Origin of the sequence: Bradyrhizobium sp. HKCCYLS3077, assembly GCF_051167555.1 — a bacterium.
Taxonomy (GTDB): domain Bacteria; phylum Pseudomonadota; class Alphaproteobacteria; order Rhizobiales; family Xanthobacteraceae; genus Bradyrhizobium.
In genome coordinates, this window is sequence record NZ_JBNPTH010000007.1 from 233,491 (window position 1) to 257,642 (window position 24,152).

Consider the following 24,152-nt stretch of genomic DNA (forward strand, 5'->3'; position numbering starts at 1 on the left):
GAACGAAATTCAAAACGCATATTTCCCGTCCTGCCCAATTTCGCACGTGCCTGTGGTCGTGTGTCAGTCGGTAGGTATCCGGACAAGAGGCCGGACAGCCGCCAAGGGATGAGGAACCGAGGGGTTCTCGGATCGTTGCGATCAAGATCAGTTCGATCGAGATCGTCATGCTCCAGGAGCCCAGCATCTCTCTCAAGAGATGCCGCTGAAGGTCACCTCCTCTTTTGCAACCGTGACTGGCAGCCGGAGGCGAACCGGCGCACCCCGCTCTCAACGGGGGACGCGACTTAAAGCAACGACGGATCGGGCTTTTTTGGTCTCTACCGGCAGTCCAACGCCGGCGCGGGCTACTGAAAAGGCTTGTCCTTCATTGCCAGGTGTGCGGGCGGGAAATTCCCAACCAATCCACGGCAGCACAATTCGGCTTCGGGTTCGAGGTCTTGTCGCCTTTCCATCGGGCAGCGAGGCCAAGGCACCCGTGTCGGGATCATTTTGAACGGGCCACGTCGCAAACGGGCCGTTTGGAGGGTGCTATGACCGAACGTATCCGGGAATTCCTGCGCAACCGCCGCGAGGAAGGTCTGGACCACGAGCCCTGTCTCGTCGTCGATCTCGATGTCGTGCGCGACAACTACACGAACTTCGCCCGCGCCTTGCCCGACAGCCGCGTGTTCTACGCGGTCAAGGCCAACCCGGCGCCGGAAGTGCTGTCGCTGCTCGCCTCGCTCGGCTCCTCCTTCGACACGGCGACCGTCGCCGAGATCGAGATGGCGCTGGCCGCCGGTGCGACGCCGGACCGCATCTCCTATGGCAACACCATCAAGAAGGAGCGGGACATCGCGCGCGCCTATGCGCTCGGCATCCGCCTCTTTGCCGTGGACTGCGCCGCCGAGGTCGAGAAGATCTCGCGCGCGGCTCCCGGCGCGAAGGTGTTCTGCCGCATCCTGTACGATTGCGCCGGCGCCGAGTGGCCGCTGTCGCGCAAGTTCGGCTGCGATCCGGAGATGGCTGTCGAAGTGCTGGACCTGGCGAAGCGCCTCGGCCTCGAGCCGTGCGGCATCTCGTTCCATGTCGGCTCGCAGCAGCGCAAGGTGAAGGCGTGGGACCGCGCGCTGGCGATGGCCTCGACAGTGTTCCGCGACTGCGCCGAGCGCGGCATCAACCTCTCGATGGTCAACATGGGCGGGGGCTTCCCGACCAAGTACCTCAAGGACGTGCCGCCGGTCGTGCAGTACGGCCGCTCGATCTTCCGTGCGCTGCGCAAGCATTTCGGCAACCAGATCCCGGAGACGATCATCGAGCCGGGCCGCGGCATGGTCGGCAATGCCGGGATCATCGAGTCGGAAGTGGTGCTTATCTCGAAGAAGAGCGACGAGGACGAGCTGCGCTGGGTCTATCTCGACATCGGCAAGTTCGGCGGTCTCGCCGAGACGATGGACGAATCGATCCGCTACGCCATCCGCACCCCGCATGACGGCGCGGACATGACCCCGTGCGTGCTCGCCGGCCCGACCTGCGATTCGGCCGACGTGATGTACGAGAAGCTGCCGTATCCGCTGCCGGTGACGCTCTCGATCGGCGACAAGGTGCTGATCGAGGGGACCGGGGCGTATACCTCGACCTACTCGTCGGTGGCCTTCAACGGCATTCCGCCGCTGAAGACTTATCACATCTGATCCGGCTGCCCTCGCCCGTTCGCGGGTGAGTTAGGCAAGAGCCACGGGTGGGGCTTTCTCCCACCCCGACCCTCCCCCGCAAGCGGGGGAGGGAGCGACAGACCGTCACCTTCAACCTGACATCACGTGTTTGCGCGCGGGCGACAGCCCGCGGCGCAGGCCGGGGACTGACGTGCCATGACCGCTTTCCGCTCCCAGATGACTGCGCCCTCTCGGACTGCCGCTCCGTTCGTGATCCGTGCGGAACGTGCCTCCGACGTCGCGACGCGCGAGACGCTGCTCGATGCCTGCTTTGGCGACAATCGCCACGAGCGCACCTGCCAGCGCCTGCGCGACGGACGCGCGCCCGCCGCAGGCCTAGCCCTGACGGCCGTGCGCGGCGGCAAGCTCGTGGGAACGCTGCGGTTGTGGCACGTCAGCGCCGGCGGACGCGATGCGCTGATGCTCGGGCCGCTGGCGGTCGCCCCCGAGGCCCGCAGCGTCGGCGTCGGCGCCGCGCTGATGAATGCCGCGCTGATGATCGCGGCGTCGCGCGGCCATGGCGCCGTGGTCCTTCTCGGCGATGCGCCCTACTACGCCCGCTTCGGCTTCGACGCGGCCAAGGCGGCCGCGCTGGAGCTGCCCGGCGCGTTCGAGCGCGCCCGTCTGCTCGGCCTCGAGCTGGTCGACGGCGCGCTGGACGGCGCATCCGGCATGATCGTCGCGACCGGCGCGCCCGAACGCAGAGCCCGCCGTCGCAAGGAGCGGCCGCTGCCATGCGCGGCGTGAGGGCCAAGGCGGCGGCGCAGCTGCCGCGACGGACGTGGCTGCCCACGCTGGTGCTGATCCTGCTCGGCATCATGATCGTCCGCGACATCGTGGTCCGGCGCTGGTCGAGCGGCCCGCCGGCCGGACCCGATATCACGCGGCTGCGTTAGGCATGCCGGCACTGCGCGCCGCGGCCGTCCCGCCAGGGGTTGCGCAGGTGCAGCAAAAGCTCTTTAACCCCCGAAAATCCCCCGACGAGGTGTCCCATGGCGCGCCGCTTGATCTCTACCGGATCACCGTTCGAGAAGACCGCCGGCTACAGCCGCGCGGTGATCGATGGCGACTTCGCCTTCGTCGCCGGGACCACCGGCTACGACTACACCACGATGACGATGCCGGCCGACGTCACGAGCCAGTCACGCAACTGCTTCAAGACCATCGCGGCCGCCCTGCAGGAGGGCGGGTTCGAGATGGCCGATATCGTTCGCGCGACCTACTATTTGACCGACGTCGCCGACGCCGATGCGCATTTCGCGGTCTGCGGCGAGGTCCTCGGCGACATCCGCCCGGCTGCCACGATGGTGGTGGTCGCGGCGCTGCTCAAGCCCGAGATGAAGGTCGAGATCGAAGTCACCGCCAAACGGCGTAGCTCTTAAAGAGCGGCGTAGCGCCTGACGCATCCATTCCACGAACGCGAAAGCACCTGTCCGGAGACCATCCCTCATGAGCTCGCAGATCCACGCGAAAATCACCGGCCCCATCGTCATGATCGGCTTCGGCTCGATCGGCAAGGGCACCCTGCCCCTGATCGAACGCCATTTCGACTACGACAAGAGCCGCTTCGTCATCATCGATCCGCATGACGACGGCGCGCTGGCAAAGAAGCACGGCGTGCGCTTCATCCAGCAGGGCGTGACGCGCGACAATTACCGCGAGCTGCTGGTGCCGCTGCTGACCGAAGGCGGCGGCCAGGGTTTTTGCGTCAACCTCTCGGTCGACACCTCCTCGGTCGACATCATGACCCTGTGCCGCGAGATCGGCGCGCTCTACATCGACACCGTCGTCGAGCCGTGGGCCGGCTTCTATTTCGACAAGCAGATGGGCGTCGAGCAGCGCTCCAACTACGCGCTGCGCGAGACGCTGCTGGCCGCGCGCCGCAAGAGCCCGGGCGGCACCACCGCGGTCTCGACCTGCGGCGCCAATCCCGGCATGGTCTCCTGGTTCGTCAAGCAGGCGCTGCTCGACATCGCCCGGGACACCAAGACCGAGATCGTCGAGCCGAAGAGCCGCGAGGGCTGGGCGCAGCTGATGCAGAAGCTCGGCGTCAAGGGCGTCCATATCGCCGAGCGCGACACCCAGCGCTCCAGGAATCCGAAGCCGATGGACGTGTTCGTCAACACCTGGTCGGTCGAGGGTTTCGTGTCCGAGGGCATGCAGCCGGCCGAGCTCGGCTGGGGCACGCATGAGAAGTGGATGCCGGACAACGGCCGCTGCCACACCGAGGGCTGCGGCGCCGCGATCTATCTGCTGCAGCCGGGCGCCAACACCCGGGTCCGTTCGTGGTGCCCGACGCCGGGCGCGCAATACGGCTTCCTGGTGACGCACAACGAGTCGATCTCGATCGCCGACTACTACACCGTGCGCGACGGCGACAAGGTGGTGTACCGCCCGACCTGCCACTACGCCTATCACCCGGCGAACGACGCGGTGCTGTCGCTGCACGAGATCTTCGGCGCCACCGGCAAGATGCAGGAGAAGTGGCACATCCTGGACGAGAACGAGATCGTCGACGGCATCGACGAGCTCGGCGTGCTGCTCTACGGCCACGGCAAGAACGCCTATTGGTACGGCTCGCAGCTCTCGATCGAGGAAACCCGCCGCGTTGCGCCCTACCAGAACGCGACCGGCATGCAGGTGTCCTCCGCCGTGCTCGCCGGCATGGTGTGGGCGCTGGAGAACCCCAACGCCGGCATCGTAGAGGCCGACGAAATGGACTTCCGCCGCTGCCTCGAGATCCAGACGCCGTATCTCGGCCCGGTGAAGGGCTACTACACCGACTGGACGCCGCTGAATGACCGCCCGGGCCTGTTCCCGGAGGACATCGACACCTCCGATCCCTGGCAGTTCCGCAACATCCTGGTGCGGTAAGCCCCCGCTGTCGTCCCGGCCTCGAGCGGGGACCCGGACTCCGTGACGCCCATGAGGCGGGAGGTGGAGCTAACAGCCTGCCTCAAGCCACGCACGATGGTTATGGGTCCCGGCGTTCGCCGGGACGACAGCAGCGTGTGCAGAAGCATGGAGTGTGTAGCCGCTTTCAGGCCCCGCTCTCTCCTCCGTCATGGCCGGGCTTGACCCGGCCATCCACGCAGCCGCACACTCGAAAGACGTGGATGCCCGGGACAAGCCCGGGCATGACGACGTTGAGGCAGAGTGCGAGACAGCGAGCAGTTTCGCTGCAGCGAACTACTTCTTCTCCATCGGCGGCGCGACCTTCTCGGCCGGGGCCGGCGGCAGGGCCGGCTTTGCGCCTTCCTGGACGGCGGCCGGATCCGGACGCGCAGGTTCAGGCGCCGGCGTGGTCGGGCGGGTGCCGCCGGGCTTGGATTCGGCGGGCGTCGCCGACGGCTCGGGCGTCGCCTGCGCCATCTGATCGAGATGGCCGGCCTTGATCTCGGTGAATGAGATGATCGCCACCAGCGCGCCGAGGCCGAGCAGACCGGCTGCAAGCCACAGGTCGCGGCGCAGAGTGCGTTTGCTGTTGATCGGGGCCATCCGTCATCCTCCGCATCGTCCGACGCGCATCAAGCCACCTCATGTGGCGCTCGCATCGGATCATGCGCGGGAACAACGGATTGCTAGCGGCGAGGTTCCCATTCGGGCCTGCGCCGCTATGCCCCATTAACCACTGGAACGCTCCTCAGAGCCGCAGCAGCCCCGCTTCTCCGCTCTCGTCGGAGAACGCCAGCCAAGTTCCCGCGGCATTCCAGCCCAGCGCCGCAATCGGCGGCGTCTCGTTCCGGCGCACCAGGATCTCGGCGCCGTCCTGCATCCGCACCATCAGCACGGTGCCGTCCTCGTAGCCGCAGGCCAGGATGTCCTGCTTGGGATGGCAGGCGACAGCTGTAACCTTGGCCTTCATCGGCGCCAGCATCGCCGGCTCCTTGCCCATCGGCCCGTCCTTGCCGACGAACGGCCAGAGGATGACCATGTCGGCGCCTGACGTCGCGAGGAAACGCCCGCCGCTGCCCCAGGACATCGACTTCACCCGCGAGGGATAGCCAGTCATGCGCATGTGCCTGGAGTCGGCCAGCCGCCAGCCATGCAGCGCCGCCTCGTGCATCGAGGTCACCAGGAATTTGTTGTCCGGGCTGAAGGTGACGCCGAGATGCGAGCCGGCCCAGGCGAGGAATTCCGGCTCGCCCGCCATGTTCGGAAACCACAGGGTCGCGCCGTTGTAATGCGCGATCGCCAGCCGCAGGCCCTTCGGCGCGAACGCGAGGCCGCCGACGGTCGAGGGCACCTCGAGCGACTTCTCCTCGCCCTTGGGCTGACGCACGAAGGCGGTCTTGCCGACCGACCACGCGATCGCACCATCCGGATGAAGCGCGACATTGTCGATCCAGCGCCGCTTCGGATCGGTGGCGAGCACGCTCACCTGGCCCGCCTTGTCGAGCGACGACACCTTGCCGTCATCGCCGCCGAACACGATGCGCGATCCGTCCGACACCGCCGACAGGATGCCACCACTGGTGACCTCGACCTTGCTGACCTCGCCCTCGCCATCGACAACGGCGACGCTCTCCTCGGTGCCGACGAAGGCGGCGCGATCGCCGAGATAGTGCACGGCGGTGACCGCCATGCCGAGCGAGACGGGCTTCACCTTGTCGGTGACAGAGACGATGGATGCGGCCTCGCCGCTCTGATCGAACGAGCTCATCAGGAGACGATGCAGCGCTCGAAGCCTTCGCGGATGGCGTCTTCCGGCAGTTCGCGGCCGATGAAGACGACGCGGCTCTGCCGCGCCTCGTCCGGCTTCCACTTCCGCTGGTGATCGCCCTCCAGCATCATGTGCACGCCCTGGAAGACGTAGCGGTCGTCATCGTCCTGGAACGCCAGGATGCCCTTGGAGCGCAGGATCTTGCCGCCCTCGGTCTGCACCAGGTTCTGCAGCCACGGCATGAATTTCGACGGATCGAGCGGCTTGTCGGAGCGCAGCGACAGCGACTGCATCTCCTCGTCGTGATAGTGCTTCAGGCCGTGGTCATGATGGTGGTGATGATCATGGCCGTGGTCGTGATCATGGTGGTGATGATCGTGATCGTCGCCGGCGTTGAGGAATTCCGGCTCGATTTCAAGAATACGGTCGAGATCGAACGCGCCGCGCTCAAGCACGTCAGCGATCGCCACCTGGCAGCGCTCGGTGCGATGCAGCCGTGCGTAAGGGTTGATCGCGCGGATGCGCGCCTCGACTTCGGCCAGCTCCGGCTTGGTGACGAGATCGGTCTTGTTCAGCACGATGACGTCGGCGAACGCGATCTGGTTCTTGGCCTCGGGCGCGTCCTTGAGCCGGTCCGACAGCCACTTCGCGTCGGCCACGGTCACCACGGCATCGAGCCGCGCATTTTTCTGCACGTCCTCGTCGACGAAGAAGGTCTGCGCCACCGGCGCCGGATCGGCGAGCCCCGTGGTCTCGACGATGATGGCGTCGAACTTGCCCTTGCGGCGCATCAGGCCGGAGATGATGCGGACGAGGTCGCCGCGCACGGTGCAGCAGATGCAGCCATTGTTCATCTCGAACACTTCCTCGTCGGCGCCGACGATGAGGTCGTTGTCGATGCCGATCTCGCCGAACTCGTTGACGATGACGGCGTACTTCTTGCCGTGGTCTTCGGACAGGATGCGGTTGAGAAGCGTGGTCTTGCCGGCGCCGAGATAGCCGGTCAGCACCGTTACGGGGGTCTTGCTCGCGTCGGACATGCGCACTCCGAAAACTTTAAGATCGCGTCGACTGGGGATCGCGTCGAAAATGGCTCGAAAGCGCAGAAAGCCGCGAGGGCCAAAACCCTAACGGACAAGCGCGCTCGTCAGGGCCCTTATATTGTGCCTGACCAGGGCAATGTAAGTGGGAACAGGGCCGTTTTCCGCGCTCAGGGCATCCGAATACAGCGTGCCGCCGATCTTGGCGCCGGTCTCGGCCGCGATCCGCCCGACCAGCCGGTCGTCGTTGAAATTCTCGAGAAAGACTGCCGGAATCCCGGTTTTTTTCACCTGGCGGATGATCTCGGCAACGTCGCGGGCCGAGGGCTCGGTCTCGGTGGAGACGCCGAGCGGGGCGATGAAGGCGACACCATAGGCGTCGGCGAAATAGCCGAAGGCGTCATGGGTCGAGATCACCTTGCGCCGCTCGGCCGGGATCTTGTCGATCTCGGCGCGAACCTCGCGGTCGAGGGCGGTCAGCTCGGCCAGGTAGCGCTCGGCGTTGGCCTTGAACGTCTCGGCGTCGGCGGGATCGACCGCGACGAGCGCATCACGGATGTTTGTCACATAGACCTGGGCATTGCCGACCGACTGCCAGGCATGCGGATCGGCCTCCGAGCCGCGCTTGCGCGGCGTGATGCCGGCCGTCGCCGTGATGATCGGCGCCCTGCTTCCCGACGCCTGCTGCAGCCGCGGCAGCCAGCCTTCGAGACCGAGACCGTTGACGATCAGGAGCTTCGCCGCGCCGACCTCCTTCGCGTCATGCGGCGTCGGCGTATAGACGTGCACGTCGCTGTCGGGCCCGACCAGCGAGGTCACGCTGACCTTGTCGCCGCCGACCTGGCGGACGAAGTCGGCCAGGATCGAGAAGCTGGTGATGACGGGCAGTTTGGTCTCCGCCGATGCAGGGACCGTGAGCGAGAGCAGCAGGGCGAGGACGGGGAGCAGACGTGTCATGGGCATCAACTTCAGGCTTCGAGGTGGCGTCCCGGAAACAGTTGCGGAAGCACGCCGCCCACGCGTCCGAACAGAACCGAGCCGAGATAGAGAACGGACGCGACCAGGATGATGGCCGGGCCGGAGGGAATGCGGGTCTGGAACGACAGCACCAGCCCGATATAGCCGGACACGATCGCGGCTCCGACCGCGATGCAGATCATCGGCGTGACGTCGCGCGACCAGAACCGCGCGATGCCGGCGGGCAGGATCATCAGCCCGACCGCGAGCAGGGTGCCGAGCGCCTGGAAGCCATTGACCAGATTGACCACGATCAGGCCGAGAAAGATCAGATGCGCCGGCGCGCCGGCGCGGCTCACCGTGCGCAGGAAAAGCGGATCGACGCTTTCGACGACGAGCGGTCGATAGATCACCGCGAGCACGACCAGCGTGATCGTGGCGTTGGTGGCGACCATCAGCAGGGTCGGGTCGTCCATCGCCAGGATGTTGCCGAACAGCACGTGCAGCAGGTCGATATTGGTGCCCTTGACCGAGACGATGGTGACGCCGATCGCCAGCGACGCCAGATAGAAGGTCGCCATCGAGGCGTCCTCCTTCAGCCCGGTGGAGCGCGAGACCAGGCCGGACAGCAGCGCCACCGCGAAGCCGGCGACGAGGCCGCCGGTGGTCATCGCAAACAGATTGAGTCCCGACAGCAGGAAACCGATCGCCGCCCCCGGCAGGATGGCATGCGCCATGGCGTCGCCGACCAGGCTCATGCGCCGGAGCATCAGGAACACGCCGATCGGACCGGAGCCGAGCGACAGCGCGATCACGGCCGCGAGCGCGCGGCGCATGAACTCGAAATCCGAGAACGGAGCGAACAGGACCTCGCGCAACATCACGCCGCCCGCGAGGCTTGCGCGGGCACGCAGGGGGCGGCGGTGTCGTCAAAGGCCTCGCACATCCGGCGCGCCTGCGAGAGATTGTCCGTCGTCAGCACCTCGGCGGTCGGGCCCCAGGCCACCGCCTCGCGCGCCAGCAGCAGGGTCTGCGGGAAGTGCGCGCGCACCATGTCCATGTCGTGCAGCGCCGCCAGCACGGTGCGGCGCTCGCCATGCCAGTGCTCGATCAGTTGCAGCAGGTCAGCCGAGGTCTTGGAATCCATCGCGTTGAAGGGTTCGTCGAGCACGATCACCCGGGCGTCCTGCAGCAGCACGCGCGCGAACAGCATGCGCTGCATCTGGCCGCCGGAGAGTGTACCGATGCCCCGGCCCTCGAAGCCGGTGAGGCCGACCGCGGCGATGGCGTGGGCGATCTTGTCGCGCGCGGCGGCGCCGATGCCGCCGAAGATGCCAGTGCTGCGCCACAGCCCGGTGCTGACGAAGTCGAACACCGAGATCGGGAAGCTGCGGTCGATGTCGGCGATCTGCGGCAGATACGCGATCTCGCGCGGCTTGAGGCCGGCGGCGGAGATGCTGCCGGCGAGCGGCTTCAGCAGCCCGACGATGCCGCGAAACAGCGTGGACTTGCCGGCGCCGTTCGGCCCGATCACGGCCAGCAGCGCGCCCTCGGAGACCTCGCCGGAGAGGTGGTGCACGGCCGGGTGGCGGTCATAGCCCAGCGTGACATCGCGAAACTGCAACTGCGCCATCGTCCTCACCGCATCGCCAGGATGACGATCACCCACAGCACCGCGCTGGCTGCCAGCGCCGCACCGAGCCGCACCGTCACCGGCATCCGCAGGATCGACCACGGCGCCGGCTGCGCCGGATGCGGCGCGGCGGGACCGTGGCTGTGGGCATGGCCGTGATTGTGGCCGTGGCCATGCCCCTGCGCGTCATGCGCATGGCTGTGGCCATGACTCGGGAGGGCGGACTGGGTCATTTCGTCATAATGTTACATTATAACGTCACGCCTGTCCACCGAGGGCAAATGGCGCCTTGACCTTCCACCGAGGGATATTGGCCCACATCCGGCTAGGTATTTTCCTCGGCCCCTGGATCGCTTTGCTGCGCTCGCGATGACGGAGGTCGTGGTCATGCCCGGTGCCGCCTCACCGGTCATGGCGAGCATTCTGCCGGAACGTTGCTCCGTCATCGCGAGCGCAGCGAAGCGATCCAGGGGCCAAGTTAACAGTCGAGCTCCTTCACGCGGGAGCGACGCACCTCAGCTCAACACCCTGACCAGCGCCAGCCCGGCGAACAGCCCCGCGATCGAGATGGCGACGGAGCCCAGCACATATAGCGCCGCCAGTCCTACTGCGCCGCGTTCATACAGCAGCGCCGTATCCAGCGAGAACGCCGAGAACGTGGTGTAGCCACCGAGGATGCCGGTCATCAGGAACAGCCGCCAGTGCTGGGTGGCGCCGCCCTTGAAGGTGAGATAGCCGGCGATCAGGCCCATCACGGTCGAGCCGGTGATGTTGATGATGAAGGTGCCCCACGGAAAATCGGTGCCGAGTGCGCGGGCGCTCGCCATGTTGACCGCATGCCGGATCGAGGCGCCGCAGCCGCCGCCGAAGAAGACGAGAAAATAGCCGAACAGCTGATTCACGAAAGCCCCACCCTCGCACGGCATCGCGAGACCGAATGCCCTGCCTTCACCATGATCGATGCAAAACTTTTGCCGCAGCGGTCCCATCCTGGCAAGAATGGTCCGCGTCACATGACCGTCAGAGAGCGCGCGCCTCGAGAAACCCTGCGCGTCAAAGAAAAAGGGCGGCGAGCTCTGCGCTCACCGCCCTTCCCTGTCGATCACGTCAGATCAGACAGCCTTGCTGTAGAGCTGTTCGACATATTCCCAGTTGATGAGGTTCTCGACGAACGCCTTGAGATAGTCGGGACGGCGGTTGCGGTAGTCGATGTAGTAGGAGTGCTCCCAGACGTCGACGCCGAGGATCGGGGTCGCGCCGTGCACCAGCGGGCTCTCGCCATTGGCCGTCTTGGAGATCTCGAGCTTGCCGTTCTTGACCGACAGCCAGGCCCAGCCGGAGCCGAACTGGCCGACGCCGGCGGCGATGAAGTCCGCCTTGAACTTCTCGTAGCCGCCGAGGTCCTCGTCGATCTTCTTCTCCAGCGCGCCCGGCAGCTTGGTGCCACCGCCATTCGGCTTCATCCAGGACCAGAAGTGGATGTGATTGTAGTGCTGGCCGGCATTGTTGAAGATCGGGGCGTTCTTGCCGAACGAGCCCTTGACGATCTCCTCGAGGGACTTGCCTTCGAATTCGGTCCCCTTGATCAGATTGTTGCCGTTGGTCACATAGGCCTGGTGATGCTTGTCGTGATGATACTCCAGCGTCTCCTTGGACATGTAGGCGCCGAGGGCGTCATAGGCGTAAGGCAGGGGGGGAAGCGTAAAGGTCATGGGGTCGGTTCCGCAACTTGTGGGAAGACGGGATTAAACGGGACCTCCTTATAGAAGGTTCCGGACTCCTAAACACTGTGATTCTGGAAAAAGCGAGCCGTTTTGATGAGCATCGAAATCGAGGTCCTGAATGGCGACGCGTCCTGGCCGCAGGCCAAGCCGCTCTATGATGCGATCTGGCCCCCAGAGGTCGTCGCCACGTTACCCTGGGCCGGTATCACCTTTGCGCATGCCGACCTGCGCGTGCTGGTGCTGGACGAGGCCGGCGATCTGCTCTGTCATGTCGGCATCTATCGCCGCCTCGTCAAGTGGAACGGGCAGAACGTCAACATCGCCGGCATCGGCGGCGTTTTGACGCGCGCCGACATGCGCAATCGCGGCCTCGCCACGGTCGGGCTGAATGCCGCGATTCAGACGTTGCGGCACGAGGATTCCATCAACTACGCCCTGCTGTTCTGCGCGCCCGATCGCCTCGCCTTCTACGGCGCGCGCGGCTTCATCCCGTTCGACGGCGACGTCTATGCCGAGCAGCCGGACAAAGGCCGCATCCGCTTCGACACGCTGTCGGCCATGGTGCACGACGTGAAGCGCACCGCGCCGACGCGAGGCACGATCGATCTGTGCGGACTGCCTTGGTGAGGCACTCAAAGTGGCGCAATGCTCTACCTTCGGCACTTGAGCCCGAGTCGAGCGGCACGCCAGGTGTGCTCCCTCTCCCCGTCCTTCACGGGGAGAGGGTCGGGGTGAGGGGCGACCACACGGGAGGTGCTTGCGGTGAGCCCTGCTCCAATCGTTAAACTCAGCGCAGAATTCACAGGTAAGCTTCTTCACGCCTACCACCCGTGCCGCCTGCCCCTCACCCCAGCCCTCTCCCCGTGAAGGACGGGGAGAGGGAGCGCACCGCCGCTGCCGTGCCGGCCGGGCTCTCTCTGCCGGTCTGCTCGCGAAACGTGAATTCGAAAAAAATTAATCTCCTTGCGTATTTCCGAAAATCATGATTATCTCCGCGCATCCCGCCTCAAGCAGAAGGGGCGTAGCGCGCGATCGTCACGACACGCGAGGTGGGGATGCGATGGCCGCGAGAGATCGCAGCGTCCTCGGCAACGAGGGCGTGGACGAACGATTCTTCGCGGACGTGAAGTCGCAGCGTCCTGATACCCCGATGCTGGTATCAAGCCGCGATGGCACTGACGTGCCGCGTGGTGATGGTGGCCAACAAGCCCGGCGCACCAGGGAGACTGCGTATAAGCGTGAAGACCATCGCGCAGGGAATGCCGGCGTGTTTCGGCTTTGCCTGTGGTACCTGCCGCCTGCATTTTTTTACGCAGGCGGGCCATGGGTGAGGCTGTCACCCGGCATTCCCTGCGCCCTCTGCATAATCGCGAGGGACGAACTGATCGCAGACCTCGGGCATCACGTGCCGCGAGACGACGACTGCACGCCCCTCGCCCGCCTCAGCTGTTTGAACCGTGAATCCGTCCCACTTAACCGCCGTCGTCCCGGACAAGCCGTGATGCGCGCAGCGCGTCGCGGCGCCGATCCGGGACCCATACGCCGTGACGACCATGATGCGCGAAGAAGCCAATCGCCAGTCTGCCTCAAACTGCTCCCTGGGGGTATGGGTCCCGGCTCAAGGCCGGGACGACGGCGGTGATTGTCGCGATAGCGAGACCCGATCCCCGGGGGCCATGAGACAACCGCGCAAGGAATTGAGACACCCCATCGCGAATGCACCCGATCGTGATGATCGCGCTTTGGACAACCGCACCACGCCGATTGCAACTGCCCCGTTTGCTGTTATTCAGGCGCGGCTTGAACGGGGGTTATTATGATTTGGAAATTGCGTCTGGCTGGTCTCGCCTTCGCGTCGCTGGTGATCGCACAACCTGCTTTGGCCGCCGACGATCCGTCCGGCACCTGGCTGACCCAGGCGGGCGATGCCAAGATCAAGGTCGCCAAGTGCGGCGCCAATCTGTGCGGCACGGTGGTGTGGCTGAAAGAGCCGATGGACACCGACACCGGCAAGCCGGCGGTCGACAACAAGAACCCCAATCGCGCGTTGGCCAACCGTCCGATCATCGGGCTGCAGTTGTTCGAAGGCGTGCACCCCGAGGGGCCGAACAAATGGTCCGGCAAGATCTACAACGCCGATGACGGCCAGAGCTACACCAGCCACATCTCGGTCTCCGGCCCGGACACGCTGAAGGTCGAGGGCTGCGTCGGCGCGATGTGCGGCGGCGAGACCTGGACCCGCGCGCGCTGAGCGACCTCAGGCGGCCGCGGTCTTGAGCGCGGTCGCCGCGGAGGCGTAGCCGCCTTGCGCACCGTCGACGAAGTGCACGTGGTCGGGACGAATGGCCGATGGCGTGAAGCACGTCATCATCGCCGTATCCTGCCGATGCAGCCCGTATCGCACGATGCCATCGGCGGCGGCCTCGCTGAGACGCCGCTCCAGCTCCTTGGCGAGATCCTCGGAGCAGTCGAGGATCATGCGCAGCGCATCGTCATATTTTCGGAAGTCGGAATTCTCGACGACCTGCTGCCTGTAGAGAACAGGCACGAAGCCACCCATGTTGATGCCGAAGCGCATGACGGCATAGACGAACAGCGTGCGCCCGATCACGCGGACCCAGCGCGAGACGGCCGAGCCGCGCGTGGCACGCACCTCGTAGCCCAGCCCCTGCGGCGGCCACCGCAGCGCGGGCCCGCCGGCCGGCACCGGCCGCCCGGCCTCGGGGCTCCGCTCGGTGAGCGTGATGATGTCCTCGATGGCTTTGCGATACGCCTGCGGATCCGCATTGGCGCCCGGCAGCACCAGCACTGACAGGATCAAGCCGCGCGCCGAAGGCATCTCCTCGAAGCGGCACGACAGGCCCGACAGATCGGGCTGCGCACCCGATGGCGCCGGGGAGACCGCGAACTCGCCGCGCTTCATCGCCGCCTCGGCCCAGCCCAACCCGCCGCCGGCGAACATCGCATAGGACAAATTGGCCGACGGCCCGTAGCGCGCGACGCGCACGTCGAGGCCCTGCGCACGGATGGCCGTCACGGGCACCAGCGCGACACGCATCGAAAGATCGAGATCCTCCCGCACCCAGGTCGCCGTCGCAGACAGCGCCTCGCGCGCCGCGGCGGCATCCTCCGGGCCCACCGCGAAGCTTGCGCCATCGCCGCCGAACACGAACGGGAATTCGCGCCCCTCCAGCGCGTTGGTCACCGCGGCGATGACCGCCGCTCCGGCCATGTTGACCGCCTTGTAGCGCTTGTCGGCAATCGCCTTGGTCGAATCGACGATATCGGCGGTGCCGATCAGCCAATCGTCCGGCACCGGCTTGTAGAGCCCGGGATCCATCAGCCTCGAGAAGCCGCGAAAGACCGGGATCGAAGCGTAATAGTCTGCAGAGCTGATCTTCGACATGCGAGGTCATCCGTCGGAATGCGCCTTCCATGCGGAGCTACGATCATCCCTGTCAAGCGGGTTCAGACCGGAAGCGTCAGGCGGCACGTGTTATCGTTCCGTCGGCATCGACGTGCTAGCCTTGCCTCATGAGTGCCGAGTCCCCGCCTGTCCCCCAACTCGCCGCCCGCGCCGTGCAGATCGCGGACCGCATCAATACCGCCGGTTTCGAAGGCCAGGTGCTGTCGGCCACGCCGCTCGCGGTGCGCATCGGCGAGACCGGCATCGCGGTGGTGTTCCGCTATGGCGTGGTCGTCTTCATCGGTCTGACCGTCGCCGAGGAGATCAACGTCCTGGACCAGTTGAGCCCACGGCTGTTCGGTCCGATTTCGCCGCCCGAGGAGGAATTGGCGAAGGTCCAGGTTGCCCGCGAATCCGAGGAGCCGATCCCGGTCGGCGGTCCGATCCTGGTCAAGGAGCTGTCGATCGAGCGGCTGCTGATCGTCGCCGATGCGCTGGCCAAGAGCGTGGTGCTCGGCCGCAGCGAGCGCGAGATCGCAGCCGTGTTCGACACGATCGAGCCGTTCGCGCGCGAGCTGGCCTCGCTGGGCAGGACCTCAAAGAGCCGGGTGGCGATGCTCAAGCTGCTCGGCGCGGCGCTGCTGGTGCAGCACCGCGTCTCCGGCCGCGTCGCCGTCGGCGAGAAGCCCGACGTGCTGTGGGACCGGCCCGATCTCGAACGGCTCTATGCGCGGCTCGAGGACGAGTACGAGTTGAAAGAGCGCGAGGAGACGCTCAACCGCAAGCTCGCGGTGATCGCGGAGACCGCGACCGCGCTGGCCGACATCATCGACACCAAGCGCTCGCTGCGGCTCGAGGTCATCGTCGTCATCCTGATCGCCTGCGAGATCGTGCTCGGCTTCTACGAGATCTTCGCCCGCGCCGGCCATTGACGCCAGGCGTTTGTCTACGGCGCGCGAGTCCGGGGCATTCAGCTCGGGTTCAGCCGCCGGATGGAACATTGCGGTCATGCTCGACGAGGAGCACGGGGAGCGAGTTGGATGACGAGGGCAGACCGTCGTCGTTGTTGGATGCGGGGCGCATGACGGCCGTCGCATCACTCCAGCGCGCTGACGCTCCAGGTCGCATGACGGACGCCGGGCAGCCTGCCCAGCTCCAAGACGATCCGGTCGAGCTCTGCGCTCTCCACGGCGAGCGGCACCAGCGCCGCGGTGATCTCGACAATGTCCTCGGACCGGTAGACGACATCGGTCTCCCGCACCGGATAGCTCGCCGCCTCCAGCCGCTCATCGACGGCCTCACGCAGCTCGGCCGCATGCAGCACGTCGGTGGTCACCACGATCTTGTAGTGAGCCTCCGAGGTCTTGGCATTCAGCGGGATGCGATCGATGGCGTTGACCAGCGGCCGCAGCAGCGTGTTGCCGGCGAGCACGAACAGCGTCAGCGCCAGCGACTGTGCGATCAGGTCGGCGCCGGCGCAGGCGCCGACCGCGGCCGAGGCCCACAAGGTGGCCGCCGTGTTGAGGCCGCGGACGTTCATGCCCTCCTTCATGATCGTCCCGGCGCCGAGAAAGCCGATGCCCGAGACCACATAGGCGATGATGCGCACCGCGCCGTCGGCGCCGGTCAGACGATTGCCGATGTCGACGAAGGCGGCCGCGCCGACGGCGACCAGCACGTTGGTGCGCAGGCCGGCGCTGCGCTGCCGGTATTGCCGCTCGGCACCGATCAGCGTGCCCAGCACGAAGGCCGTGAACAGGCTGACAATGGTGTCGAGGAAGTCATAGAGCTGGAAGGTGTGCAGGAATCGCATGGGCAACGGGCCGTTCGGAATCACGCGCGCGGCCGTCTCGACCGCGGACAAGGATGGTATCGGGCAGTCGGACCACCGCGCGACGGCCGCTTTCTTAGGCCGTCCTTGATCGAAATCAAATCCCAATCCCTCCTGCATCTTTTAGGCTGACATGATCAACAGGCAGATGACGTCATTGTCCGACACGCGAAGGGACTATAGTCCCGCCGTCAGGCTGGGACATGATGCCGTGAGCGCGGTGAAGCTGTCCCAGGAGCTCACCGCCGAGATCGATGCGTGGGCGGAGACCCACCAGATCACGCGCTCGGATGCCATCAGCCGGTTGCTTGAGCTGGGCCTCGGCGTCGCTCCGCCGCCGCGACCGCGCCGCCTGCGAATGGATGATCCCGCGGCCATCGAGCAACGCACCATCAGCCTGATCGACCAGATGCTGGATCCGACGTTGCCCCCAGACGAGCGCGAACGCCGCATTCGGCGCCTGATCGAAGGGCCGCCGGAGTTTGCCCGCGAGCGCATCGACCTGCCCAAGCCGGCCAAGTGACGATCAGGCCGCGGCGTGCGCCGCCACCGCCTCGTAGATGTCGTCCTCTTGCGCGGTATGCATGCGCACCAGCGTCTCGATCGCCTCGATGACGCGCTGCGCGTCGCGGATCAGATAGCGGTCGACGTGCTCGGAAGGCAGGTCTTCGACGAGGCGGCCGAGCAGGCGCGCCAGATGCAGGATCTCGCGATGCGCCCGGCTCATCGCCGACAGGCCGTGGCTCTCCTGCAGCAGCCGCGCGAGCTTGGGATAGACCGAGCCCTCGTCGTCGCGCTCATGGGCGACGACCTTGTCCTGGACCAGGCCGTTCGCCTCCATGATCAGCGCCACCGCGTTCTCGGGCGAGGCCTCGTCGAGCGCATCGACGATCCCGCGCAGCCGGTCGAGGCCGCGCAGCAGCGCCTGGTGGTCATGCCGCAGCCCGCGACCGTCCTCGGCCGTGATCTGCCCGGCCTTGCCGCGGCCGGCCGGCAGCAGCACGCGCAGCGCGTTGAGGATCACGGCGACATCAATCGCCTCCTGCACCAGGGCGGCCGGCACCGGCTGCAGCAGTCCGAATGCCGCCGCGCCCATCGCGATGAACGACAGCCCCATGCCGGCGAAGATGCTCTCCAGCGCGATCCGCCGCGCGCGCTGCGCGATGACGATCGCCTCGCCGACGCGGTCGAGACGATCGGCCAGGATGACGACGTCGGCGGCTTCCGACGAGGCGCTGGCGCCACGAGCCCCGAGGGCAATGCCGACGTCGGCCGAGGCCAGCGCGGGGGCATCGTTGATGCCGTCGCCGACCATGATGGTCGGATGCAGCCGCTGCTCGGTCTTGACCGCCTCCACCTTGTCGGCCGGAACGCGGTCGGCGAGCACGGCATCGAGGTCGAGCGCGGCGCCGATCGCCTGCGCAGCCGCTGCGCGGTCGCCGGTCACCATCACCATGCGGGCGATGCCGGCGTGGCGCAGCCAGCGGATCGCGCGCGGCGTGTCGGCGCGCAGTTCGTCCGCCAGCAGCAGCGCGCCGATCAGCCGCCCCTCCACCGCGACGAAGACGATCAGGGCGGAGCGCCAGGAGGCGCGGCGGATGGCGCGGGCGGCCCAGGGCGGCGGCGTGCGGGAGCCAAGCACCAGATCACGCGAGCCGGCGATGACGGCGCGGCCATCGATGAGACCTTCCAGGCCGGAGCCCATCGTCTCCCGGACCTGCGCTGGCACCTTCAGCTTCAGCCCCCGCGCCTGGCCGGCCTGCACGATCGCGTGGGCCACCACATGATGCGAGGCCTGCTCCAGCGACGCGCAGAGCAGCAGCACGTCGTCCGCATCCTCGCCCGGCGCCGCATCGACCGACAACAGCCGCGCGCCGCCGACGGTCAGCGTGCCCGTCTTGTCGAACAGCACGGTGTGCGCGCGCGCGAGCGCTTCGAGCTTGCCACCGCCCTTGACCAGGATGCCGCTGCGGGCGGCCTGAGCCACGCCGGCGATGAAGGCGACGGGCGCCGCCAGGATCAGCGGACAGGGCGTCGCCGCGACGAGCACAGCGAGGCTGCGGATCAGATCGCCCGAGGCGACATAGGCCGCGCCGGCGATGATGAGGCTGACCGGCAGGAAGATCAGCGCGTAACGGTCGGCCAGCCGCACGAACGGCGCCTTGGCGGTCTGCGCGGCCGTGACCAGCTTGACGATGCCGGCATAGGTGCTTTCTCCCGCCGTCGCCGTGACCGACATCTCGAACGTGTCGCCCGCATTCACCGAGCCGGACAGGATCGCCATGCCGCGCGTTTTCGTCACCGGGATCGGCTCTCCGGTCAGCGCGGATTCATCGACCACCGCCAACGCCGCCTCGACCACGCCATCGACCGGCACGATCTCGCCGGCCCGGACCATCAGGCGATCGCCGACGAGCACGGCAGCGATGGGAACGTTGTCGATGTCGTCGCCGCAACGGCGATGCGCCTCGCGCGGCGCGCGATCGACCAGCGCGCGCAGATCATGCTCGGCGCGGGCGACCGCGATATCCTCGAGCACGTTGCCGCCGGAATACATCAGCGCCACCACCGCGCCGGCCAATGGCTCGCCAAGCACAATCGCCGCGCTCATGGAGACCAGGGCGATGGCGTCGACCCCGATGCGGCCGGCGAGAACGTCGCGGATGATCGAGACGATGAGGCCGGCGATGACGGGAACGGTTGAGGCCGTGAAGGCGATCCCGGCGAGGTCGGAGCGGCCGAGCAGATACGCGACGCCGCCCGCGGCGAGGCCGCTCACCGCGATTGCAACGAGGGTCCACCGCAGGATGCGCTCGAACATGGGATGCCGGTTTCCGGATTGCGGCGCCACTATCGCCGCTGCCGCCCCCGGTGCGCTTGAGCGAAATCAACCCGCTCAGGCGGTATTGCCGGCGTCCACCGTCAGCACCGTGCCGGTGACGTTGCGACCGCCGTCGCCGAGCAGATACTCGACCATCGCGGCGACGTCCTCGGTCTCCGGCAGCCGGCGCAGCGCGCTACGCCCGGCGATGCGGTTCTGCTGCTCCGCGTCCATGCTCTGGGTCAGCTCGGTCGCGATGAATCCCGGCGCGATCGCGTTCACGGTGATGCCGACCTTGCCGACCTCGCGAGCCAGCGAGCGGGTGAAGCCATTCGCGGCCGCCTTCGTCGCGCCATACACGGAGAGGCCGTTGTAGCCGGTCGAGGCGATGATCGAGGAAATGTTGATCACGCGCCCCTCGCCCGCCGCCATCATGTGGCGCACGACGTATTTTGTGAGGACCATCGGCGCCAGCACGTTGAGCCGCACCAGCGCCTCGATCTCCGAATTGTGCATGGTCGCGAGCAGCCCCTCGGTGCCGATGCCGGCATTGTTGACCAGGCCATAGATCGGACCGAAGGCATCGCGCACCGACTTCACGAACGCCGGGATGGCGTCGGTGGCGCTGAGGTCGCAGGCCTGGAAATGAATGCCGCCGCTGCTGGCACTGAACTCGGCCATGGCGGCGCGCAGTTCCCCGCTCTCGCGGCGCGCGACGGCGATGACATCGTAGCCGGCGCCGGCCAGCCTGCGCGCAATGGCCAGTCCGATGCCGCGGCTGCCGCCGGTGACGAGAACGTTACGCATCGGTACGCGCCAGTTTGCCAGCGGGGGTGACGTCGAGCGCCGGCACGAAGCGGATCATCGCGGGCACCTTGTGCGCGGCGAGCCGTTCGCGGCATTGGCTGAGGATCTCGTGACGGACGACATCCGCCCGCGCCGGATCGGCCTCCGCCGTCAGCACGACCTCGGCGACGACGATGCCGCCGGTGATCGGGCTGCGCCGTGACTTGGCCCGCGACATCCGGACCTCCGGATGACCGTTGATCACCGCCTCGATCTCCTCGGGATGCACCTTGAGCCCGCCGACATTGATGATGCCGTTGCGCCTGCCGACGAAGTAGTAGCGGTCGCCGCGCAGCTCCACCATGTCGCCGGTGTCGACATAGCCGTCGCCGTCGGTGATCGCGGCGGCCGCACGCCCGACATAGGCATGTGCCGCGCGGCGCGAACGGATGCGCAGCGAGCCGTCGACCACCTTCATGTCGACCGCACCGCGTCCCTCGCCCAACAGCGCGGCCGGAAATCCTTCCAGCCCGTCATTGACGGCAAAGCCGACGCCGGCTTCGGTCGAGGCATAGGCGTGACCGACCGAGGCATTCGGAAACGCCTGCTTCAAGCCGTCGAGCACGGCCTGGTCGGCGATCTCGCCTGAGAGCCGCACACAACGCGGCGCAAAGCTTGCGACCGAGCCGCTCATCAGCAGCTTGCGCCAATGCGACGGCGTCCCTGAGATGTGGGTGACGCCGCGCGCGTTGAGACGCGCGACATGATCAGCCAGCGCCTCGCCGGGGTCGGACAGCACCATGGAGCCGCCGCCGACGATCGCACGCAGGAAAATCTGCAGCCCTCCGTAGCGCCGGATGTCGTAGAACGTGGCCCAGACCGGCAGCGCATCACCGGGAACAGGGCGGTCGCCGATGATGGCGCCACACAGGCCCTCGAGCGTATGGCCAACGATCTTGGGCACGCCTGATGTGCCGGAAGTCAGCATCAGCCATTCGGTGGCACGCACGGTCTGCGCGAGACGTGGGGCAGGCTGCGGCAGAGCGACAGGGATGACGAGATCGATGCCGCATTTGTTGAAACGCGCCGGCTCATCGGTCACGACCGCATCGATCTCCGCATCGGCGATCAGGCTCGGGAGATGCTCGCTTTTGAGATCCGGCGGGCACATCAGCATGCGCCGGGCCACGCCGTCGATTTCGATCAGCGCGAGCCCTGCCAGCAGCTGGCCCGAGGTCGCGAGCAGGACGGAGCGGCCATCGAGTTCGCCGCTGCGGCCGCCGACGCAGCTCTGTGTCGTGAGCTGCGCGAGCGCTACGACGTGCCGCGGATCGGAGATCGTCCGTTCCGTCAGCGCCGTCCCGAGATGATCGCGCAGCGCGAAGACTTCACGCGGGGACATTCTCGTAAGCCGCAATGAAGTCGCCGATCGTGTTGGGGAAGGTGACCTCTTCAGACAGCGTGAAGGGATCGACGCCGAGATCATCCTCGAGCCGCGCCACGAGAATGGCAAAGGCGAGCGAGTCGAAGCCGGTCTCATGCAGGCTCAGTTCATCCGTCAGCGGCGGCAGCTTGACCTTCTGCTCCTCCGCGATCTGCTTGATGGCTGCAATGATCCTCAACCGTACCGACATGGGTCAATCCACTTGCTGTTCAAAACGATGCAACCGACGATACGGGGCGATGGTGAAGGAACCCGGTATTTGCCCGGAGGTTTCGAGGGCGTTGGTAAATGCACATCGTCGCCTATGATTAAACTTGTCTACAAACGGACCCCGCCGGCGACGACCCGCGCATAACCTTCGGAGTCGAGCGCGCGATAGGCACCGGTCGCGGCCTCACGTAGATAGATCGGATCGGACACACGCGACGGATCGAATCCGTCGCGCATCAGATCCTGCTTCTTTTGCTTGAATGTCTCGGTCGCCTGCAGCGACGGCGTGAGGCGCAGCGCGACGGGCTGCGCATAGGCCGGCAGCCGGCGCGCGAGCTCCGCCGAGAGCGCCTCGAGATCAAAATCCTCGTTGACCACGAGCGCTGCCATACCGGCGCGCCCGTCGGTGCCGGGTACGACAATTCCATAGGTCGAGGCTTCCACAACACCCGGGCATTGCAGGATCGCTTCGTTGACCTCGCTGGTCGCGACGTTCTCGCCTTTCCAACGATAGGTGTCGCCGACGCGGTCGACGAAGTAGAAGAAGCCTTGCTCGTCCTGGCGCATCAGATCGCCAGTGCGGAACCACGCATCGCCCTTGGCCCGCACGCCGCGGAGGACCTTCTTCTCGGTCTCGGCCGTGTCGGTATAGCCCTCGAAGCGGCCGCCGCCTTCATCCGCGGTGCCGATGCGCCCCACGGCTTCGCCGATCTCGCCACGCGCGCATGGGATGCACAGCCCGTCGGCTCCGCGCAGCGGCGTGCGCTGGTCGGCATCGAGCTTGATGATGTCAGCCGGAAAGCGATGCGCGAGCAGCGACGGCACCCGGCCGATCGAACCCACCCGTCCCTCGACATTGTAGAGCGAGAAGTTGCCTTCCGTGGCGGCGTAGAACTCCAGCACCTCAGGGATTGCGAAGCGCGACTGGAAGGCCTCCCAGACATCGCCGCGCAGGCCGTTGCCGCATGCAAGCCGCAGCCGATGCGCGCGCTCGAACTCGGACGGCTCGGCCGCGAGCAGATAGCGGCAGAGTTCGCCAATATATTGCACCAGCGTGCAGTCGGTGCGGACGATGTCGCGCCAGAAGTTTCGCGCCGAGAATTTTTCCGCGAGCACGGCCGCACCGCCCGCGCGCAACATGCTGCACGGCGCGACGATGCCGCCGACGGAATGATAGACCGGCAGGCAATCATAAAGCCGGTCATCCGAAGTGGCGCCGGTCAGACCGGCGAACCAGCCGCCCCAATTCATGATACGGCGATGGCTGATGCTGGCGGCCTTGGGCAGGCCGGTCGTGCCGGAGGTGTAGATCAGCAGCGCACGGTCGTTGATGGTGACGGCCGGACGCGCGGCGGACGGAAGCGGATGGCCGTCCGTTTCGGCAAGAACGGCTGTCAGCTCGTGCTCGGTCCAGACCCGCGGCGATGCTCCGATCCCCGGCTGCGCGCCGGCGAAGGTCTCGCGAAACGCGTTGGCGACGATAATGTGCGGCGGCTTCGCCACCGTGATGCAATGGGCGAGCGATGATCCCACCAGATTGGTGTTGATCAGCGCGACCACGCCGCCGACGCGGCTGATGCCGAGCCACGCCGCGAGATAGTCCGGCCGGCTGGGCATCATCAGCGCGACGGTGTCGCCGGACCGGATGCGCTGCGCCAGCGCCCAGCGGGCGTATTGGTTGATGCGAGCCGCGAGCTGGCCGTAGGTGAAGGTCTCGCGGTCGGAGATCAGCGCCGGCTTCTCGGGCTGCTTGGCGGCCCAGTCGTCGACGATATCGGCAAACAGCCGCGCGGGCTCCGCCTCGATCCGTGCGGTCAGCTCGATCGCCTTCAGCCAGATCTTCGCCGTCGACGGACGCCGGACGGGCGTCGTGAGTTCCGCAGAGTTGCTCGCGCGCTCGGAGTTCATGCCTGCCACCGCCTCAGATCCCCGGTCCTTAT

Annotated in this window: 25 protein-coding genes; 9 read left to right on the forward strand and 16 right to left on the reverse strand. The window is 66.6% G+C overall.

The annotated features are described in order from the left end of the window. The first annotated feature begins 533 nt into the window (after nucleotides 1-533). From ACQR0Z_RS27085 to ACQR0Z_RS27105, 5 genes are all read left to right on the forward strand, one after another. Nucleotides 534-1,676 carry a type III PLP-dependent enzyme gene (locus ACQR0Z_RS27085; RefSeq protein WP_008962716.1) on the forward strand — a complete coding sequence of 381 codons (1,143 nt, stop codon included), beginning with the start codon at nucleotides 534-536 and terminating at the stop codon, nucleotides 1,674-1,676. A gap of 177 nt (nucleotides 1,677-1,853) precedes the next feature. Beyond that, on the forward strand, nucleotides 1,854-2,444 hold the full coding sequence (locus ACQR0Z_RS27090) for a GNAT family N-acetyltransferase (protein ID WP_434920667.1): 591 nt from the start codon (nucleotides 1,854-1,856) through the stop codon (nucleotides 2,442-2,444). Then, nucleotides 2,432-2,593 (forward strand): hypothetical protein, encoded by a 162-nt coding sequence (locus ACQR0Z_RS27095; protein WP_434920668.1) that lies wholly within the window; start codon nucleotides 2,432-2,434, stop codon nucleotides 2,591-2,593. Before ACQR0Z_RS27090 ends, ACQR0Z_RS27095 begins: the two co-directional genes overlap by 13 nt. 96 nt (nucleotides 2,594-2,689) lie before the next feature. Further along, a complete protein-coding gene (locus tag ACQR0Z_RS27100; protein WP_434920669.1) occupies nucleotides 2,690-3,079 on the forward strand; it encodes a RidA family protein in 390 nt (129 codons plus the stop codon). 67 nt (nucleotides 3,080-3,146) lie between these two features. After that, on the forward strand, nucleotides 3,147-4,571 hold the full coding sequence (locus ACQR0Z_RS27105; protein ID WP_434920670.1) for a homospermidine synthase: 1,425 nt from the start codon (nucleotides 3,147-3,149) through the stop codon (nucleotides 4,569-4,571). 315 nt (nucleotides 4,572-4,886) lie between these two features. Here ACQR0Z_RS27105 and ACQR0Z_RS27110 read toward each other — a convergent pair whose 3' ends face one another. The 9 genes from ACQR0Z_RS27110 to ACQR0Z_RS27150 form a co-directional block, all read right to left on the reverse strand. Then, nucleotides 4,887-5,195, reverse strand: coding sequence for a hypothetical protein (locus tag ACQR0Z_RS27110; RefSeq protein ID WP_434861605.1), 309 nt, complete (start codon nucleotides 5,193-5,195; stop codon nucleotides 4,887-4,889). A gap of 145 nt (nucleotides 5,196-5,340) precedes the next feature. Beyond that, entirely contained in the window at nucleotides 5,341-6,360 is a 1,020-nt protein-coding gene (locus ACQR0Z_RS27115) for a WD40 repeat domain-containing protein (protein ID WP_434920671.1), read from the reverse strand. After that, nucleotides 6,360-7,400: a CobW family GTP-binding protein gene (locus ACQR0Z_RS27120; RefSeq protein ID WP_035655685.1), complete on the reverse strand. Its 1,041-nt coding sequence runs from the start codon at nucleotides 7,398-7,400 to the stop codon at nucleotides 6,360-6,362. Before ACQR0Z_RS27120 ends, ACQR0Z_RS27115 begins: the two co-directional genes overlap by 1 nt. Nucleotides 7,401-7,487: 87 nt before the next feature. After that, on the reverse strand, nucleotides 7,488-8,357 hold the full coding sequence (locus tag ACQR0Z_RS27125) for a metal ABC transporter substrate-binding protein (RefSeq protein WP_434920672.1): 870 nt from the start codon (nucleotides 8,355-8,357) through the stop codon (nucleotides 7,488-7,490). A gap of 11 nt (nucleotides 8,358-8,368) precedes the next feature. Then, nucleotides 8,369-9,238, reverse strand: a complete 870-nt coding sequence (locus ACQR0Z_RS27130) for a metal ABC transporter permease (protein WP_434861608.1) — start codon at nucleotides 9,236-9,238, stop codon at nucleotides 8,369-8,371. After that, nucleotides 9,238-9,990, reverse strand: coding sequence for a metal ABC transporter ATP-binding protein (locus tag ACQR0Z_RS27135; RefSeq protein ID WP_434879407.1), 753 nt, complete (start codon nucleotides 9,988-9,990; stop codon nucleotides 9,238-9,240). Before ACQR0Z_RS27135 ends, ACQR0Z_RS27130 begins: the two co-directional genes overlap by 1 nt. Nucleotides 9,991-9,995: 5 nt before the next feature. Then, complete coding sequence (locus tag ACQR0Z_RS27140) at nucleotides 9,996-10,223, reverse strand: hypothetical protein (protein ID WP_434920673.1); 228 nt, start codon at nucleotides 10,221-10,223, stop codon at nucleotides 9,996-9,998. A 282-nt stretch (nucleotides 10,224-10,505) separates the two neighbouring features. Further along, nucleotides 10,506-10,892 (reverse strand): fluoride efflux transporter CrcB, encoded by a 387-nt coding sequence (gene crcB, locus ACQR0Z_RS27145; RefSeq protein ID WP_434920674.1) that lies wholly within the window; start codon nucleotides 10,890-10,892, stop codon nucleotides 10,506-10,508. A 210-nt stretch (nucleotides 10,893-11,102) separates the two neighbouring features. Continuing rightward, complete coding sequence (locus ACQR0Z_RS27150; protein ID WP_172181129.1) at nucleotides 11,103-11,702, reverse strand: superoxide dismutase; 600 nt, start codon at nucleotides 11,700-11,702, stop codon at nucleotides 11,103-11,105. 105 nt (nucleotides 11,703-11,807) lie between these two features. Between ACQR0Z_RS27150 and ACQR0Z_RS27155 the strand changes: the two genes are divergently transcribed. Together ACQR0Z_RS27155 and ACQR0Z_RS27160 are read left to right on the forward strand one after the other, a co-directional pair. After that, complete coding sequence (locus tag ACQR0Z_RS27155; protein ID WP_434920675.1) at nucleotides 11,808-12,341, forward strand: GNAT family N-acetyltransferase; 534 nt, start codon at nucleotides 11,808-11,810, stop codon at nucleotides 12,339-12,341. Nucleotides 12,342-13,530: 1,189 nt separating this feature from the next. Then, nucleotides 13,531-13,965, forward strand: coding sequence for a DUF2147 domain-containing protein (locus ACQR0Z_RS27160; protein WP_434861072.1), 435 nt, complete (start codon nucleotides 13,531-13,533; stop codon nucleotides 13,963-13,965). Between the two features lie 6 nt (nucleotides 13,966-13,971). Here the strand turns inward: ACQR0Z_RS27160 and ACQR0Z_RS27165 are convergent, their stop codons facing one another. Further along, nucleotides 13,972-15,120 (reverse strand): DUF3095 domain-containing protein, encoded by a 1,149-nt coding sequence (locus tag ACQR0Z_RS27165; protein ID WP_434920676.1) that lies wholly within the window; start codon nucleotides 15,118-15,120, stop codon nucleotides 13,972-13,974. 128 nt (nucleotides 15,121-15,248) lie between these two features. On the opposite strand from ACQR0Z_RS27165, the gene ACQR0Z_RS27170 reads away from it, so the two are divergent. Next, nucleotides 15,249-16,052 carry an RMD1 family protein gene (locus tag ACQR0Z_RS27170; RefSeq protein ID WP_434920677.1) on the forward strand — a complete coding sequence of 268 codons (804 nt, stop codon included), beginning with the start codon at nucleotides 15,249-15,251 and terminating at the stop codon, nucleotides 16,050-16,052. 164 nt (nucleotides 16,053-16,216) lie between these two features. On the opposite strand, the gene ACQR0Z_RS27175 is transcribed toward ACQR0Z_RS27170, so the two are convergent. Next, nucleotides 16,217-16,933, reverse strand: a complete 717-nt coding sequence (locus ACQR0Z_RS27175) for an MgtC/SapB family protein (protein ID WP_434861197.1) — start codon at nucleotides 16,931-16,933, stop codon at nucleotides 16,217-16,219. 151 nt (nucleotides 16,934-17,084) lie between these two features. On the opposite strand from ACQR0Z_RS27175, the gene ACQR0Z_RS27180 reads away from it, so the two are divergent. Continuing rightward, complete coding sequence (locus ACQR0Z_RS27180; RefSeq protein ID WP_434920678.1) at nucleotides 17,085-17,474, forward strand: hypothetical protein; 390 nt, start codon at nucleotides 17,085-17,087, stop codon at nucleotides 17,472-17,474. Nucleotides 17,475-17,477: 3 nt separating this feature from the next. Here the strand turns inward: ACQR0Z_RS27180 and ACQR0Z_RS27185 are convergent, their stop codons facing one another. From ACQR0Z_RS27185 to ACQR0Z_RS27205, 5 genes are all read right to left on the reverse strand, one after another. Next, nucleotides 17,478-19,772, reverse strand: coding sequence for a heavy metal translocating P-type ATPase (locus ACQR0Z_RS27185; RefSeq protein WP_434920679.1), 2,295 nt, complete (start codon nucleotides 19,770-19,772; stop codon nucleotides 17,478-17,480). Between the two features lie 75 nt (nucleotides 19,773-19,847). Further along, nucleotides 19,848-20,579: an SDR family NAD(P)-dependent oxidoreductase gene (locus ACQR0Z_RS27190; protein ID WP_434920680.1), complete on the reverse strand. Its 732-nt coding sequence runs from the start codon at nucleotides 20,577-20,579 to the stop codon at nucleotides 19,848-19,850. Continuing rightward, nucleotides 20,572-21,960, reverse strand: coding sequence for a class I adenylate-forming enzyme family protein (locus ACQR0Z_RS27195; protein WP_434920681.1), 1,389 nt, complete (start codon nucleotides 21,958-21,960; stop codon nucleotides 20,572-20,574). The genes ACQR0Z_RS27190 and ACQR0Z_RS27195 overlap by 8 nt, the downstream gene beginning before the upstream one ends. Further along, a complete protein-coding gene (locus tag ACQR0Z_RS27200) occupies nucleotides 21,947-22,192 on the reverse strand; it encodes a phosphopantetheine-binding protein (protein WP_434861079.1) in 246 nt (81 codons plus the stop codon). Before ACQR0Z_RS27200 ends, ACQR0Z_RS27195 begins: the two co-directional genes overlap by 14 nt. A gap of 128 nt (nucleotides 22,193-22,320) precedes the next feature. Beyond that, nucleotides 22,321-24,120: a long-chain-acyl-CoA synthetase gene (locus ACQR0Z_RS27205; protein ID WP_434920682.1), complete on the reverse strand. Its 1,800-nt coding sequence runs from the start codon at nucleotides 24,118-24,120 to the stop codon at nucleotides 22,321-22,323. Nucleotides 24,121-24,152 lie beyond the last annotated feature (32 nt).

Excerpts from the sequence above, each read along its gene's own strand:
- ACQR0Z_RS27095 (WP_434920668.1), top strand. The coding sequence starts at position 2,432 with ATGCGCGGCGTGAGGGCCAAGGCGGCGGCGCAGCTGCCGCGACGGACG.
- ACQR0Z_RS27105 (WP_434920670.1), top strand. The coding sequence starts at position 3,147 with ATGAGCTCGCAGATCCACGCGAAAATCACCGGCCCCATCGTCATGATC.
- ACQR0Z_RS27200 (WP_434861079.1), bottom strand. The coding sequence starts at position 22,192 with ATGTCGGTACGGTTGAGGATCATTGCAGCCATCAAGCAGATCGCGGAG.
- ACQR0Z_RS27180 (WP_434920678.1), top strand. The coding sequence starts at position 17,085 with ATGATCAACAGGCAGATGACGTCATTGTCCGACACGCGAAGGGACTAT.
- ACQR0Z_RS27170 (WP_434920677.1), top strand. The coding sequence starts at position 15,249 with ATGAGTGCCGAGTCCCCGCCTGTCCCCCAACTCGCCGCCCGCGCCGTG.
- ACQR0Z_RS27135 (WP_434879407.1), bottom strand. The coding sequence starts at position 9,990 with ATGGCGCAGTTGCAGTTTCGCGATGTCACGCTGGGCTATGACCGCCAC.
- ACQR0Z_RS27100 (WP_434920669.1), top strand. The coding sequence starts at position 2,690 with ATGGCGCGCCGCTTGATCTCTACCGGATCACCGTTCGAGAAGACCGCC.
- ACQR0Z_RS27195 (WP_434920681.1), bottom strand. The coding sequence starts at position 21,960 with ATGTCCCCGCGTGAAGTCTTCGCGCTGCGCGATCATCTCGGGACGGCG.
- ACQR0Z_RS27090 (WP_434920667.1), top strand. The coding sequence starts at position 1,854 with ATGACCGCTTTCCGCTCCCAGATGACTGCGCCCTCTCGGACTGCCGCT.
- ACQR0Z_RS27160 (WP_434861072.1), top strand. The coding sequence starts at position 13,531 with ATGATTTGGAAATTGCGTCTGGCTGGTCTCGCCTTCGCGTCGCTGGTG.
- ACQR0Z_RS27205 (WP_434920682.1), bottom strand. The coding sequence starts at position 24,120 with ATGAACTCCGAGCGCGCGAGCAACTCTGCGGAACTCACGACGCCCGTC.
- ACQR0Z_RS27120 (WP_035655685.1), bottom strand. The coding sequence starts at position 7,400 with ATGTCCGACGCGAGCAAGACCCCCGTAACGGTGCTGACCGGCTATCTC.
- ACQR0Z_RS27125 (WP_434920672.1), bottom strand. The coding sequence starts at position 8,357 with ATGACACGTCTGCTCCCCGTCCTCGCCCTGCTGCTCTCGCTCACGGTC.
- ACQR0Z_RS27185 (WP_434920679.1), bottom strand. The coding sequence starts at position 19,772 with ATGTTCGAGCGCATCCTGCGGTGGACCCTCGTTGCAATCGCGGTGAGC.
- ACQR0Z_RS27175 (WP_434861197.1), bottom strand. The coding sequence starts at position 16,933 with ATGCGATTCCTGCACACCTTCCAGCTCTATGACTTCCTCGACACCATT.
- ACQR0Z_RS27190 (WP_434920680.1), bottom strand. The coding sequence starts at position 20,579 with ATGCGTAACGTTCTCGTCACCGGCGGCAGCCGCGGCATCGGACTGGCC.
- ACQR0Z_RS27165 (WP_434920676.1), bottom strand. The coding sequence starts at position 15,120 with ATGTCGAAGATCAGCTCTGCAGACTATTACGCTTCGATCCCGGTCTTT.
- ACQR0Z_RS27150 (WP_172181129.1), bottom strand. The coding sequence starts at position 11,702 with ATGACCTTTACGCTTCCCCCCCTGCCTTACGCCTATGACGCCCTCGGC.
- ACQR0Z_RS27155 (WP_434920675.1), top strand. The coding sequence starts at position 11,808 with ATGAGCATCGAAATCGAGGTCCTGAATGGCGACGCGTCCTGGCCGCAG.
- ACQR0Z_RS27085 (WP_008962716.1), top strand. The coding sequence starts at position 534 with ATGACCGAACGTATCCGGGAATTCCTGCGCAACCGCCGCGAGGAAGGT.
- ACQR0Z_RS27115 (WP_434920671.1), bottom strand. The coding sequence starts at position 6,360 with ATGAGCTCGTTCGATCAGAGCGGCGAGGCCGCATCCATCGTCTCTGTC.
- ACQR0Z_RS27140 (WP_434920673.1), bottom strand. The coding sequence starts at position 10,223 with ATGACCCAGTCCGCCCTCCCGAGTCATGGCCACAGCCATGCGCATGAC.
- ACQR0Z_RS27110 (WP_434861605.1), bottom strand. The coding sequence starts at position 5,195 with ATGGCCCCGATCAACAGCAAACGCACTCTGCGCCGCGACCTGTGGCTT.
- ACQR0Z_RS27130 (WP_434861608.1), bottom strand. The coding sequence starts at position 9,238 with ATGTTGCGCGAGGTCCTGTTCGCTCCGTTCTCGGATTTCGAGTTCATG.